Below are 14011 nucleotides of genomic sequence, written 5' to 3'. Positions count from 1 at the left end.
TGAACCGTCACATGACCGCCAGGAGCTTTTCTGATGGCTGCGCGTGTTGTCTCGACCGCCCTATCCAGACCCGGAGCAGCGCGAGCAGAAGGTCAAGATCCACGGGCTTGGCCATGTAATCTGAAGCACCCGCATCAAGGCACTTTTGCCGGTCGCCCTTCATTGCCTTGGCGGTCACCGAGATCAGGGGGACGTGCGCGATTGGCGGCATGCCGCGTATCTGCCGCATCGTTTCATAACCGTCCATCTCAGGCATCATGATGTCGATGAGCGCGACGTCCATGTCCGGATTTTGCTCGAGCAACGCGATGCCGTCGCGACCACGCTCGGCATGCAAAACCTGAATGCCATATGTTTCGAGCACGCTGGTCAGCGAATAGATGTTGCGAATGTCGTCGTCGACGATGAGAACTTTGGCGCCGGCAAGATCGGACCGATCCGATCGTTGGGAGGCCGCAGCCCCGTTGGTACGACTATCCCGCGGCAGGGTTGCCGACATCAGCAGCGCCAACTGGCCAAAATTCTCGGCACGGGCAAGATCCGCCAACTCCGGTCTCAGCCCGATCAGTTGCTCCAGAGCCTCCGGATAGGGTGCGAAGAACACAAGCTTGGATGACAGGCTCTCGAGCGAGGCTGCGATCTCCTCGATCATCTTGGCGTTGTCCTTGCCCGATCTCCCGAAGCCCAGCACGATCGCGTCATAGGTGTCGAAGTCTATTCCCCGGCCATTTGCGGCGATCCGACCGACAGGCGTGACGGAAGTGACGCCATCGCGGATCGCTTCGACCAAGGCAAGCCGCCGCTCGGGATCGGCATCCACGATCAGGACATTGCGCTGCAGGCGCAACTTGGTCGAATGAATGTCCTCGAACACCTTCATGAGGTCGTCCGACGATGCCGGCTTTGTCGAGACGCTGGCGGCGCCATTGCGCAACAGGCCAGCCGTATCTTCCGCACCCGAGATGACATGTATCGGGATGCCTGCAGTCTTGGGGTCGTGCCGCAGAAGATCGAACAGCACCCAGCCATCTATATCCGAAAGGCCGAGATCCAGAGTGATTGCATCCGGCACCAGCTTCCTCGCCAGCGCCACCGTCCCGGAGCCCGCGGTGGACAAGACGCCCTTGAGGCCTGCCGAGCGCGCCATGCCCAACAGCAATCCCGCAAAGGTGGGATCGTCCTCGACGATCAGCACGACCCGGTCTTCGGGAGAGAGCGCATCCCGGTCGTCGATCAGTTGGGGAACCGAAACTCCGCCGGTTGGAACCATCACGTCCTGTTCGACGATCACGGGTTGCGGAACCGCCCGCGGACCTTCGATGGGGATGACGAGCGTGAATGTCGAACCCTTGCCGGGCGTGCTCTCAACCCTCAGCTCGCCTCCCAGCAGCCGCGCGATCTCACGGCTGATGGATAGGCCCAGCCCGGTGCCGCCGTATTTTCGGCTGGTGGTGCCGTCGGCTTGTTGGAAAGCCTCGAAAATCAGCTTCTGCTTGTCCTCGGGAATGCCGATGCCGGTATCCGTGACCGCGATGGCCACTGCCTTGGGCGCATGGACACCGTTGCGCCGCCCGGTCTTCTCGGGCTTGAAGGTGAGGCTGACCTCGCCCATCGACGTGAATTTGAACGCGTTCGACAACAGGTTGAGCACGATTTGCTGCAGCCGCTTTTCGTCGGTGCGCACCGTCTCCGGAAGGGCGGGATCAAGTTCTATGGTGAAGCCCAGTCCCTTGTCGGCCGCCAACTGACGGAATGTGCGTTCCATGTGCTGGCGAAGATGCGCCAGCGGCATATCATTGATCTCGACGGAAACAGTGCCGGACTCGATCTTCGACAGATCGAGAATGTCGTTGATGAGGCTGAGCAGATCTGTCCCGGCCGAATTGATGGTCCGGGCAAACTCGACTTGCTTGTCGTTGAGGTTGCCCTGCTGGTTGCTGGCCAGCAGATTCGAGAGGATGAGCAGCGAGTTCAGCGGTGTCCGCAGCTCGTGACTCATATTTGCCAGAAATTCGGATTTGTACTTGGAGGTAAGCGCGAGCTGTTCGGCTTTCTCCTCGAGCGCCCGCCGAGCCATTTCGATTTCCAGATTCTTGTTCTCCACCTGCTTCTTTTCGTTTTCGAGCAGCTGGGCCTTTTCCTGGAGCTCTTCGTTGGTGGCGTGCAGTTCCTCCTGCTTCTTGGTCAATTCCGTCTGGCGCGCCTGCAATTCGGAGGTCAGAAGCTGCGACTGTTTGAGCAGGCCTTCGGTGCGCATCGTCGCCGCGATCGTGTTGAGCACGATGCCGACCGATTCCATCAGCTGATTGAGGAACGACTGGTGCGTGTCGCGAAATTCGCTGAAGGAGGCGAGCTCGATCACCGCCTTGACCTCGTCTTCGAAGAGCGCGGGCAGGATGATGACATTGGCCGGCGCGGCGTTGCCGAGGCCGGTTGTGACGCGCAGGAAATCCGGCGGCACATTGTCGAGGACGATCGCACGCTTGTCGGCAGCGCTTTGGCCGATAAGGCCCTCGCGCAGGTCGAGGCGCTGTTTCATCGAGGCCTTGCTCTCGGCGCCATAGGACGCCGCGAGCTCGAGATAGGACTCGTCTTCTTCCCGGTTGGTTACGTAGAACACGCCATATTGCGCGTTCACCAGCGGCGCCAGCTCCGACATGATCAGACGCGACACCGTCGCCAGATCGCGCTCGCCCTGCAGCATGCGCGAGAAACGCGCCAGATTGGTCTTCAGCCAGTCCTGTTCGGCATTCTTGAGCGTCTGATCCTTGAGGTTGCGGATCATCTCGTTGATGTTGTCCTTGAGCGCCGCCACCTCGCCTGACGCCTGGACGCTGATCGAGCGCGTCAGATCACCCTTGGTCACGGCGGTCGACACTTCAGCGATGGCACGCACCTGGGTCGTGAGATTGGCTGCGAGCTGATTGACGTTGTCCGTCAGGTCGCGCCAGAGGCCGGCCGCGCCCGGCACGCGAGCCTGGCCGCCAAGCTTGCCTTCGATGCCGACCTCACGCGCGACGTTGGTGACCTGGTCGGCAAAGGTAGCGAGCGTCTCGATCATGCCGTTTATGGTATCGGCCAGCGAGGCGATCTCGCCCTTGGCATCGACAGTGAGCTTGCGGCGCAGATTTCCCTGCGCCACCGCGGTCACGACATCCGCGATGCCGCGCACCTGGTTCGTGAGGTTGGTGGCCATCAGGTTGACGTTGTCGGTAAGGTCCTTCCAGGTGCCGGCAACGCCCTCGACGCGGGCCTGGCCGCCGAGCTTGCCCTCGGTGCCGACCTCGCGTGCCACGCGCGTCACCTCCCCGGCGAAAGAGTTCAGCTGATCGACCATGGTGTTGATCGTCGATTTCAGCTCCAAAATCTCGCCCTTGACGTCCACCGTGATCTTTTTCGACAGATCGCCGCGTGCGACGGCGGTGGTCACTTCAGCGATGTTACGCACCTGGCCGGTGAGATTCTCGGCCATGGAATTCACGTTGTCGGTGAGGTCTTTCCAGGTGCCGGCGACGCCGCGGACCTGGGCCTGGCCGCCCAATTTGCCCTCGGTGCCGACCTCTCGGGCGACTCGGGTCACCTCTCCGGCGAATGAGTTCAGCTGGTCGACCATGGTGTTGATCGTCGACTTCAGCTCCAGGATTTCGCCTTTGACGTCGACAGTGATCTTCTTGGAAAGATCCCCAAGGGCGACGGCGGTGGTCACCTCGGCAATGTTGCGCACCTGACCGGTCAAATTCGCGGCCATGGCATTCACATTGTCGGTCAGGTCCTTCCACGTGCCGGCTACGCCGCGAACCTGCGCCTGGCCGCCCAGCTTGCCATCCGAGCCGACCTCGCGCGCAACACGCGTCACTTCCGATGCGAACGAGTTGAGCTGATCGACCATCGTGTTGATGACGTCCTTGATCTGCAGGATCTCGCCCAGCGCATCGACCGTGATCTTCTGGGTCAGGTCGCCGGTGGCGATCGCGGTCGCGACCTTGGAGACGTCACGCAGCTGGACCGTAAGATTGCCGGCCATTGCGTTCACATTGTCGGTCAAATCCTTCCAGGTGCCGCCGACGCCTTCAACGTGGGCCTGTCCGCCAAGCTTGCCTTCCGAGCCGACTTCGCGGGCAACGCGCGTCACTTCCGAGGCGAAGGAGTTGAGCTGATCCACCATCGTGTTGACGGTATCTTTCAATTCCAGAATTTCGCCCTTGACGTCGACGGTGATCTTCTTCGACAGGTCGCCGCGCGCGACGGCCGTGGTCACTTCGGCGATATTGCGCACCTGGCCTGTAAGGTTGGCCGCCATCAGGTTGACGCTGTCGGTCAGGTCCTTCCAGGTACCGCCGACGCCTTTCACGTCGGCTTGGCCGCCAAGCTTGCCTTCGGTGCCAACTTCGCGCGCAACGCGCGTCACCTCCGAGGCGAAGGAGTTGAGCTGATCCACCATGGTGTTGATGGTGTCCTTGAGCTCCAGGATCTCGCCCTGGACGGCCACGGTGATCTTCTTCGACAAATCGCCAGACGCGACCGCCGTCGTCACTTCGGCGATGTTGCGAACCTGCCCGGTCAGGTTTTCGGCCATCGAGTTCACATTGTCCGTCAGATCCTTCCACGTGCCGGCGACACCACGTACCTGGGCCTGGCCGCCCAGCTTGCCCTCGGAACCGACCTCGCGCGCCACGCGCGTCACTTCCGACGCAAACGAGTTGAGCTGGTCCACCATGGTATTGATGGTGTTCTTCAGTTCGAGAATTTCGCCTTTCACATCGACGGTGATCTTCTTCGACAGATCGCCGAGCGCGACGGCCGTCGTCACCTCGGCGATGTTGCGGACCTGGCCGGTCAGATTTTCGGCCATTGAATTGACGTTGTCGGTAAGGTCCTTCCAGGTGCCACCGACCCCCTCCACGCGCGCCTGACCGCCGAGCTTGCCTTCGGTGCCGACCTCACGCGCCACGCGCGTCACTTCCGAAGCGAATGAATTGAGCTGGTCCACCATCGTGTTGATGGTGTTCTTCAGTTCCAGGATCTCGCCCTTCACGTCGACGGTGATTTTCTTCGACAAGTCGCCCGAGGCGACGGCCGTGGTGACCTCGGCGATATTGCGGACCTGCCCTGTGAGATTGGTCGCCATGGCATTGACGTTGTCGGTCAGGTCTTTCCAGGTGCCGGCCACGCCCTTCACCCGCGCCTGGCCGCCCAGCTTGCCTTCGGTGCCCACCTCGCGGGCAACGCGCGTAACCTCCGAGGCGAAGGACCCCAACTGCCCGACCATCGTGTTGACGACCTTGCCGATACGGAGAAACTCGCCTCGCAGCGGCCGACCGTCGATCTCCACCATCATGGTTTGCGACAGATCGCCCTTGGCAACCGCACCAATGACGCGAGCCACCTCCGTGGTCGGTTGGACCATGTCCTCGATCAGATCGTTGACGGAGCGGACGCTTTTTTCCCAGCTGCCTGTGGCATTGCGTACATGGCCGCGCTCACCGATCCGCCCATCCTTGCCGACCATCCTGCTCAGCCGCTCGAACTCGCGCGTGACCTGATCGTTGATCTCCACGATCTGGTTGAAGGTGTCTGCGATATCGGAATCGAGCCCTTCATAGACATTGTCGATGCGCACAGAGAAGTCGCCCCGCCGGAAGGCTTTGAGGGCATTCAAAATCTGGCGGCGGTCCAACTGCGGCTTGGATTTCAACGTAGTCACAGCGCCCCCTCACAGCCCTGGGCTGATAACGATGAAGTTGTCGCGAATGAAAAATTCCCCTCGCGGACACACTCCCGCGAGGGCCACAACGCGCGAACGGTATTTCGGTTCCATTTATGGGCGAGGAGATCTTCGTTAAGCGCCGCGTGGTGAATCGGCGGATGCCGATTCCGCCAAAATCGAAAGTCAGGCCGCCGCCCCCTCCAGGTCTTGACGAAAATAAGCGCGCCTGTTTGAGACATTGGAGCAAATGGAGACATTTGTTCCATGGGAGACGAGCGGGCGGTGGGCAGGCTTTGAAGCGCGTTTTTCGATTGCTTGCCGCGGCGATCCTGGCGTCCGGCCTGACCGGATGCACCAGCATTTCCTACTATGCGCAGTCGTTGGAGGGCCACGTTGAGATCATGGCCGCGCGGAAGAATGTTGCAAAGCTAATCCGTGATCCGTCGACGCCGGAACCATTGCGCGCCAAGTTGACGTCGGCGAGCGCCATACGCCGCTTTGCCACCGAAGAACTGGCGCTGCCCGATAACAGCAGCTACCGCAGTTATGTCGACGTCGGTCGCAACGATGTGACCCTGGCGGTCTTCGCCGCGCCGCAATTCTCGCTCGCGCCGGTAACATGGTGTTTTCCGGTGTTCGGCTGCGTTCCCTACAAGGGTTATTTTTCCCGCAAAGACGCGCTCGAAAATGCCGCCGAGCTGCAGAGACAGGGGCTGGATGTCTATGTGACAGGCATCACCGCGTACTCCACGCTGGGCTGGTTCAGCGATCCGCTGCTGAGCACCATGCTGCGTCAGAACGACACCTATCTCGCAAGCCTTATCTTCCACGAGCTGGCGCATCAGAAAATCTATGTGAACGGCGACTCCGCGTTCAACGAGGCTTTCGCGGTTTCCGTCGAAACCACCGGTACGAGGAAATGGCTCCGCGCCACCGGCAATCGCGCCGGATTGCGCAGCTACGAAATTGACCGCAAGCGCAAGGCGGATTTTCTCGAACTGATCTCGAAAACGCGGGACGGGCTGAGGGAGGTCTACGGGAGCCCGCGTCGTCCGGAGCAGATGGCCGCTGCCAAGGCAGCCACGATCGACAGGCTGCGGGCGCGCTACCGGCAGATGCGCGACAAGCGCTGGGCCGGATACCGTGGATACGATGCCTGGTTCGACAGCCCCATCAACAACGCAAAGCTCGCGGCGACTGCTGTCTACGGCGAAGAGGTTCCGGCGTTTCTCCGCTTGTTCGACTTGTGCTCCGGCGATTACCCAAGATTCTATGCTTCCGTTCGGCGGATCGGGAATTTGCCTGCACCTTCCCGAGCCGAAGCGCTTAGGACCGTGGCCGCGTGTCATTGACCATGTAAGGGATTTTACATCCGGAGGCCGCGCGGGCAATGTTGGATAATTACGAGGTGGACAGGTTCGGCGTGATCCACCAGATCGACTTCACACCGATCAAATACGACAAGAAATACATCTCCTATTACGAGGACCTGAGCGACCGGACCATCAAGCTCGGCTATCAGCGGCTTGGCTGGGTGCTCGGCGTCACCGGCGAGATTCCTCGCTCGGTGCTGGAAATCGGATATGGCACGGGCACGTTCATCGAAGCCGCGAAGATAACCGGAGTCGCCGATTGCGCCGGCTGCGAAATCGCCGAGTTTCCCCTGCCCAAGGGTGTCCGCTTTGTCGATTGGGATCAGGCGCTCGCCGGCACATGGGACCTCGTCGCCATGTTCGACGTGCTCGAGCACATCCCGGATCTCAGCTTCCTCTCCCGCCTCCAGGCCCGCCACCTGGCCGTCGCCGTCCCCTATTGCCGCTGGCGCGAGCTCGGCGCCGACGGCGACGCATGGTTCGCCAAATGGCGCATGCGCCTGCCCAACGAGCATCTGCACCATTTCGACCGTGACGCGCTGGTGGCGCTGCTCGCGCATAGCGGCTTCGAATGCGTGACGCTGAACTGCTTTGAGGACGGGATCAGGCTGCGGCCCGGAGAAGCGGGCCCGAACATTCTGTCGGGCTTCTTCAGGAAGCCCTAGGCCGGCGGCCCTGCCGATGTATCTTCTGATGAACCCGGTCGCGGAACCGGCCGAGCGGATGAGCGCGGTTCTCGCCGCCCGGTCGGGATCCGAATGAGCGCGAGAATGCCCCATCCGCATTGCCTTCCGCGCCGGCTCGCACAATAGTCGGGCCGATGTTCGAGGCGATTGCGAGTCACTGGTCGACGCTCATCCTGATCCTGTCGCTGGCGATGGCGGCGGTGGGCATCGTGCATGCCATAATGACGAAGGAAGACGTGCGCGCGGCCACCGGCTGGGTGGGCGTGATGCTTTTGTCGCCCTTCCTCGGCGCGATCATCTATGCCATCGCCGGCATCAACCGCATCCGCCGCGCGACGATCAGCGCCATGCGGCCGGTCTCGCCCGAGGCCGCCGCCGCCAGGCATGACCGGGACGTCGCGCTGGAAGCCTTGATCAACGCCGAATACGGCCAGCGTTTCACCGGGCTGAAGACGCTGGGCGACAGGGTTACGCGGCGTCCGCTCACCTCGGGAAACACCATCGCGGTGCTCAAGACGGGCGACGAGGCCTATACGGCGATGTGCCGTGCAATCGACGCGGCGCAAAGAAGCGTGCTTCTGGAAACCTATATTTTCGACAATGACGCGGTCGGAGCGCTTTTCGTCCAGTCGCTCGGCAACGCCGTCAAGCGCGGCGTCACCGTGCGTGTGCTGATCGACGCCGTCGGCGTGCGCTACTCGGTGCCCAGCATCCTGAAGCAGCTCAGGGAGGCCGACATCACCGTCGACCTCTTCAACGGCAACATCGTCATGGGCCTGAGACTCCCCTATGCCAATCTCAGGACCCACAGGAAGATCTTGGTCGTCGACGGCACGGTGGCGTTCACGGGAGGGATGAACATCCGCAAGGGTTTCTCGGCCGAATTCGCCGGTTCCGACAGTTCGCGCGACACCCATTTCGAGGTCACCGGGCCGGTGGTGGCCGATCTGTTCTCGGTTGCCGCCGAGGACTGGCGCTTTGCCGGCAACGAGGCGTTGAAGGACGGATCCTGGCAGGTCGAGCGCACCGTGCCGCCACCAGGGCAGCCGATGCTGGTGCGCGCGGTGGCGACCGGGCCGGACGCGTCCAACGAAACCAACCTGAAACTGCTGATGGGGGCGTTCTCGGTCGCCCGCAAGTCGATCCGCATCATGTCGCCCTATTTCCTGCCGGACCGGGAGTTCATCAGCGCGCTGACCACCGCCGGCCGGCGCGGCGTCGAAATCGACATTGTCGTGCCGGCGGTGAACAATCTTTTCCTTGTCGACCATGCGATGACGGCGCAGTTCGACCAAGTTTTGAAGCACTATTGCCGCGTCTGGCGGCATGAAGGCTCGTTCGACCATTCGAAGCTGATGGCAATCGACGGCGTGTGGGCCTATGTCGGTTCCTCCAATCTGGACGCCCGCTCGCTGAGGCTGAATTTCGAGATCGACCTGGAAGTCCTGGATATAAACTTCGCCGCTGAGATCGACGCCCGCATCGCGGCCGCCATCTCGACGGCCCAGCCGGTGACGCTGCAGACGCTGAAGGCAAGGCCATTCGCAATCCGCGTCTTCGACCGTTTGCTGTGGCTGGGATCGCCCTATCTTTAGAGCAGGAAATCGAGCAGCAGGATCATGGAGATAGACGACATCAAAGGACGCAGCCTGCCCGAGACCGTGCTGCTCTCGATCCGCAGCAGAAGCGCGCGCAAGGCGAAGGCGACGCCGCGCAAGCGCGTCAACGACACGGAAATCGTCGTTGCCTCCTACAACGTCCACAAATGCATCGGCACCGACCGCAAATTCGACCCTGAAAGAACGGCGCGCGTCATCCGCGAAATGAGCCCCGACGTGATCGCGCTGCAAGAGGCCGACAACCGCTTCGGCGACAGGGCCGGGCTGCTCGACCTGGCCCGCCTGGAGCTGGAGACGGGGCTGGTGCCGGTGCCGGTCAGCGGCAACGGCAAGGGGCATGGCTGGCGCGGCAATGTGCTGTTGTTCAAGCGCGGCACCGTGCGCGACGTCCACCAGATCAAGCTGCCGGGGCTGGAGCCGCGCGGCGCGCTGGTCGCCGAGATCGATCTCGACGAGAAACGGTCGCTGCGCGTCATTGCCGCCCATCTCGGCCTGCTGCGCCGCTCGCGTTCGGAACAGGCGCGCGTCGTGCTCGACATCATGAGCAGCGCCGACGAAAGGCCGACGCTCTTGCTCGGCGACCTCAACGAGTGGCGGCTCGGCAACCGCTCGGCGCTGAACACGCTGCACACGACCTTCGGCCCGACGCCGCCGGCGGTGCCGACTTTCCCGTCGGGCCTGCCGGTTCTGGCGCTCGACCGCATCATGGGTAACCGGCACGATTTGGTTTCAGGCGTCGAGGCGCATGACACGCCGCTGTCGCGCGTTGCTTCCGACCACCTGCCGCTGACGGCGTTCGTGCATCTTTAGAGAGGCCGCGTTCAGCCTTCCCTCAGCCAGACCAGCATCTCGCCGGGATCGCGATTATCCCAGGCGAAATAGGGAACGGCCTTGAGTTTCGTTTCCCGCGTCGCCGGCGGTTCGGGGCGATAGAGATCGGCGCCCCAGTCTTCCGCCTCGGCCCTGCTGCCGATGGCCGAAAGGGTGACGACCCCGCCGAGCAGGTTCGGCTCTTTGTGCGCCTCTAGCCTTGCCTCGCGCGGCAGGGCAATGCGATGCAGCCCGCCGCCGTTGTCGGTTTCCTCGACGCAGTAGATCAGCGGGCCGCGCGCGAGCGCGACGCGGCCGATGTCCTGGCGCACCTGCGGGTTGGCGAAGAGACGCGCCATCGATATTTCGAGGTCGAGCTCGACCTTGTCGCCCTGGCGCCATTCGCGGCGGATCGCTGCGTAGCCGTCGACCGTCGCCGCTTCGAGATCGACGAGCTTTCCGTTGACGCGCAACGCCGCCTTGCGGCACCAGGCGGGTATGCGCAAGTGAAGCGTGAACTCTACGGGCGCCTCCGGCCCGATCTCGATCGCGATCGCGCCGTCCCAGGGATAGCTGCTGGTCTGAACGAGCGTCACCTGCCGGCCGGCGATCTCGAAGCGGGCGCTCGAATCGCCATAGAGGTGCACCGCCAGCGCATCGTCGGCAAGACCGTAGAAATAGCTGCCGATGGACGCCACCATGCGGCCGATATTGGGCGGGCAGCATGGGCAGCGGTGCCATTTCCAGCGGTGATGGCCGCCCCGGCTCTCCAGGGGGTTTTCGTAGAAGAACAGCGAGCCGTCGAGCGACAGGCCCGATATCGAGCCGTTGTAGAAAGCGCGCTCCATCATGTCGGCGTAGCGGCGATTCGGCCCCATGCCGAGCATACGGCTTGCCCAGAACACCAGGCCGACCGAAGCGCAGGTCTCGGCATAGGCGGTCTCGTTGGGCAGGTCGTAGTCGTTGGTGAAGCCTTCATTGTCGGCCGACGGCCCGAGGCCCCCGGTGACGTAAAGGCTCTTCGTCGTGAGATCGTCCCAGAGCCGCTCGAGCGCGACCTTGAGTGAGTCGTCGCCATACTCCGTCGCGATGTCGGCCATGCCGGAATAGAGATACATCGCCCTCACCGCATGGCCGACGACCTTGTCCTGCTCGCGCACCGGCTTGTGCGACTGGTTGTATTCATAGGTCTTGAAGTGGAAATCCTTGGGGTCGGCGCCGCGCGCCAGCGCCTCCTCGTCGAAATAATGCGGCTGCTGGCCGCGCTGGTCGATGAAATATTTAGCCAGCTTCATATATTTGTCGTTACCGGTGACACGGGCGAGGCGGACCAGCGCCAGCTCTATCTCCTCATGGCCGCAATATCCCTTCCGCTTGCCGGGCTCCGGGCCGAAAGTGTCGGCGATGTGGTCGGCATAGCGGCTCATGATGTCGAGGAGCTTGCGTTTGCCCGTCGCCTGGTAGTAGGCGACCGCGCCCTCGATCAGATGGCCGGCGCAATAGAGCTCGTGGCAGTCGCGCAGGTTCGTCCAGCGCAGGCCGGGCTGGATGCGCTGGTACCAGCTGGAGAGGTAGCCGTCCTCCTGCTGCAGCTTGCCGTACATATCGATGACGGCGTCGATCTTCTTTTCGAGATCGGGATTGCGGCGGCGGTAGAGCGAATAGGCGGCGGTCTCGATCGTCTTGCCCCAATCGGAATCCCAGAACATCTGCGTCGTCACGGTGCTCGCGGTGAAGCCGTCGCTGACGTGGAAGGGAATGACCACGCCCGGCGACGGCACGTCCGGATCGATCTGCTCCAGCATGCGGGCCTCGACGCAGCGGTCGTAGAGGATGCCGGCGGTCTTGGCGGCGACCGCGTCGACACGGTCGCCCCAGAAGCCGCGGACATCCACCTGCGGCACTGGCAACGGGCGGAAGGCGAGCTTCGGCCTGGCGGAGGTGCCGGTCTCTTTGGCGGGCTGCGATGCGGTCATGATTCACTCCATTCGAACTACTTGACGGCCCCGGCCATGAGGCCGCGGATGTAGAAGCGCTGCAGCGCCAGGAACAGGATCAGGCAAGGCACCATCATCACCGTGACGCCGGCCTGCACCGCGCCCCAGTCGATGGCGCCGAAGCGGCCGGACTGGAGCGCGGTCATCATCACCGGCAGAGTGAATTTGGACTGGTCGGTCATCAGCACGAGGGCTGCCAGGAACTCGTTCCAGGCGCCGAGGAAGGCGAACAGCGCGATGGTGACGACGCCGGGCCAGACCAGCGGCAGCATAACCTTGACGAGCATGGTAACGTTGTTGGCGCCGTCCATGCGCGCCGCCTCCTCGATCTCGCGCGGCACGGCGTCGAAGGCGTTGCGCATCATGAAGATCGAGAAAGGCAGCTGCAGCGTGACATAGACGCAGACCAGCCCGGTCAGCGTGTTGTGCAGGCCGAGCTTCGTCAGCACAAGGAAAATCGGCGTCAGGATCGACTGGAACGGGATCATGATCGTCGACAGGATCAGGATGAAGAAGAAGTCCCGGAACGGAAAGCGGAAGCGCGAGAAGCCGTAGCCGGCGAGCACGCTGACCAGCACCGAGAGCAGCACCGTCATCACCGAGACATAGATGCTGTTCTGCGCTGAAGCCCACAGCCCGTCGCCGAAGGAGTTCAGCGTCTGATAGTTCTCGATCGAGAAGCCGGTGGTCGGCCAGGGCGGCAGCGGCGGCTGTCGCGCCTCCTGCGCAGGCTTGAAGGTCGACAGCACCGTCCAGACGATCGGCGCCAGGAACAGCACCGAGGCGACGATGCCGGTGGAATGCCTGGCGAGGCTGAAGCCGACTTTCCGGTTTTGCGACATCGCTTCGGCCATCAGTCGAGCCCCTCGGGCTTGCGCAGCAGCCAGAGCTGGATGAGGCTGAGCGCCACCAGGATGACCAGCAGCACCATCGAGAGCGCCGCGCCATAGCCGAGCTTGAACGAGACGAAGGACTGGTTGAAGATCCAGTAGACCGCCGTCAGCGTCTGGTTGCGCGGACCGCCGCGCAGGATGATATAGAACTGGTCGAAGGCGAGGATCGACCCCGCGACCGACAGGATCAGCGCCAGCGCCAGCGTGCGGCGCATCAGCGGCAAGGTGATCGCCCGGAACCTGGCGAACGGCCCTGCCCCGTCGATGACGGCGGCCTCCTGCAGATCCTGCGGGATCGATTGCAGGCCGGTCATCAGGATGATCATGGTGAAGCCGGCGACCTTCCACACCACCATGGCGATGATCGACCAGAAGGCCGGCTGGAAGGTGGCGAGAAGATTGACCTTCTTTTCGGTCAGGCCGAGGTCGTAAGCGGCTGGGCTGAACAGGCCGGAATCGACATTCAAGAGCCAAGACCAGAGCAGGCTCGCCGAGGCGAAGCCGACCACGGCCGGCATGAAGAAGGCGGTGCGATAGAGATTGGTGAGCGGGCGCGGCTTTTCGATGAAGATCGCCAGCGGAAAGGCGACGGCGAAGATCGCGATAGTGACGATCACCGTGTAGTAGAAGGTGAATTTCAGCGCATTCCAGAAGCGCGTGTCGCGCAGGATCGCGAAATAATTGTCGAGGCCGATGAAGGCATGCTCGCCCATCAGCGGCCAATTGTGCAGCGACATCCACGCAGTCATGCCGAGCGGAATGACGAAGAAGACGGTGACCAGGGCGACGGCCGGCAGGACATAGAGCAGGCCCACCCATTGCCGACGGCTGACACCGGCGCGCGAGCGGGCGGGAGCGGAGGCGGCGGTGATGGCGGTCATGGCTGCATCTCTCCTTCCCGCCTTGTGGGGGAAGGTGGATCGGCG

General features: G+C 62.7%; 8 protein-coding genes. 4 read left to right on the top strand and 4 right to left on the bottom strand.

Translation table 11 applies throughout. The annotated features are described in order from the left end of the window. Positions 1 to 7: 7 nt before the first annotated feature. On the bottom strand, positions 8 to 5704 hold the full coding sequence (locus tag LB565_RS04685) for a HAMP domain-containing protein (RefSeq protein WP_224582008.1): 5697 nt from the start codon (positions 5702 to 5704) through the stop codon (positions 8 to 10). A 296-nt stretch (positions 5705 to 6000) separates the two neighbouring features. On the opposite strand from LB565_RS04685, the gene LB565_RS04680 reads away from it, so the two are divergent. The 4 genes from LB565_RS04680 to LB565_RS04665 all read left to right on the top strand — a co-directional run bounded on the left by LB565_RS04680 (position 6001) and on the right by LB565_RS04665 (position 10195). Beyond that, on the top strand, positions 6001 to 7059 hold the full coding sequence (locus LB565_RS04680) for an aminopeptidase (RefSeq protein WP_224582273.1): 1059 nt from the start codon (positions 6001 to 6003) through the stop codon (positions 7057 to 7059). A 38-nt stretch (positions 7060 to 7097) separates the two neighbouring features. After that, positions 7098 to 7745 carry a class I SAM-dependent methyltransferase gene (locus LB565_RS04675; RefSeq protein ID WP_224582007.1) on the top strand — a complete coding sequence of 216 codons (648 nt, stop codon included), beginning with the start codon at positions 7098 to 7100 and terminating at the stop codon, positions 7743 to 7745. Between the two features lie 155 nt (positions 7746 to 7900). Further along, entirely contained in the window at positions 7901 to 9361 is a 1461-nt protein-coding gene (locus LB565_RS04670) for a phospholipase D-like domain-containing protein (RefSeq protein ID WP_224582006.1), read from the top strand. Between the two features lie 24 nt (positions 9362 to 9385). Next, positions 9386 to 10195 (top strand): endonuclease/exonuclease/phosphatase family protein, encoded by an 810-nt coding sequence (locus LB565_RS04665; protein WP_224582005.1) that lies wholly within the window; start codon positions 9386 to 9388, stop codon positions 10193 to 10195. A gap of 11 nt (positions 10196 to 10206) precedes the next feature. Here LB565_RS04665 and LB565_RS04660 read toward each other — a convergent pair whose 3' ends face one another. From LB565_RS04660 to LB565_RS04650, 3 genes are read right to left on the bottom strand one after another with little or no spacing between them, the layout of a single operon-like run. Next, positions 10207 to 12171 carry a glycoside hydrolase family 127 protein gene (locus LB565_RS04660; RefSeq protein ID WP_224582004.1) on the bottom strand — a complete coding sequence of 655 codons (1965 nt, stop codon included), beginning with the start codon at positions 12169 to 12171 and terminating at the stop codon, positions 10207 to 10209. Between the two features lie 17 nt (positions 12172 to 12188). Then, positions 12189 to 13046, bottom strand: a complete 858-nt coding sequence (locus LB565_RS04655) for a carbohydrate ABC transporter permease (protein ID WP_224582003.1) — start codon at positions 13044 to 13046, stop codon at positions 12189 to 12191. After that, a complete protein-coding gene (locus tag LB565_RS04650; RefSeq protein WP_224582002.1) occupies positions 13046 to 13966 on the bottom strand; it encodes a carbohydrate ABC transporter permease in 921 nt (306 codons plus the stop codon). The genes LB565_RS04655 and LB565_RS04650 overlap by 1 nt, the downstream gene beginning before the upstream one ends. Between the last annotated feature and the right edge of the window lie 45 nt (positions 13967 to 14011).

This window comes from Mesorhizobium sp. CA14 (assembly GCF_020165195.1).
Taxonomy (GTDB): Bacteria; Pseudomonadota; Alphaproteobacteria; order Rhizobiales; family Rhizobiaceae; genus Mesorhizobium.
The sequence above is the reverse complement of the archived record's forward strand: the minus strand, read 5'-3'. Positions and strand labels throughout refer to the sequence as shown.

Coding starts and splice junctions, on each gene's coding strand:
- LB565_RS04675 (WP_224582007.1), top strand. CDS start 7,098: ATGTTGGATAATTACGAGGTGGACAGGTTCGGCGTGATCCACCAGATC.
- LB565_RS04665 (WP_224582005.1), top strand. CDS start 9,386: ATGGAGATAGACGACATCAAAGGACGCAGCCTGCCCGAGACCGTGCTG.
- LB565_RS04655 (WP_224582003.1), bottom strand. CDS start 13,046: ATGGCCGAAGCGATGTCGCAAAACCGGAAAGTCGGCTTCAGCCTCGCC.
- LB565_RS04670 (WP_224582006.1), top strand. CDS start 7,901: ATGTTCGAGGCGATTGCGAGTCACTGGTCGACGCTCATCCTGATCCTG.
- LB565_RS04660 (WP_224582004.1), bottom strand. CDS start 12,171: ATGACCGCATCGCAGCCCGCCAAAGAGACCGGCACCTCCGCCAGGCCG.
- LB565_RS04650 (WP_224582002.1), bottom strand. CDS start 13,966: ATGACCGCCATCACCGCCGCCTCCGCTCCCGCCCGCTCGCGCGCCGGT.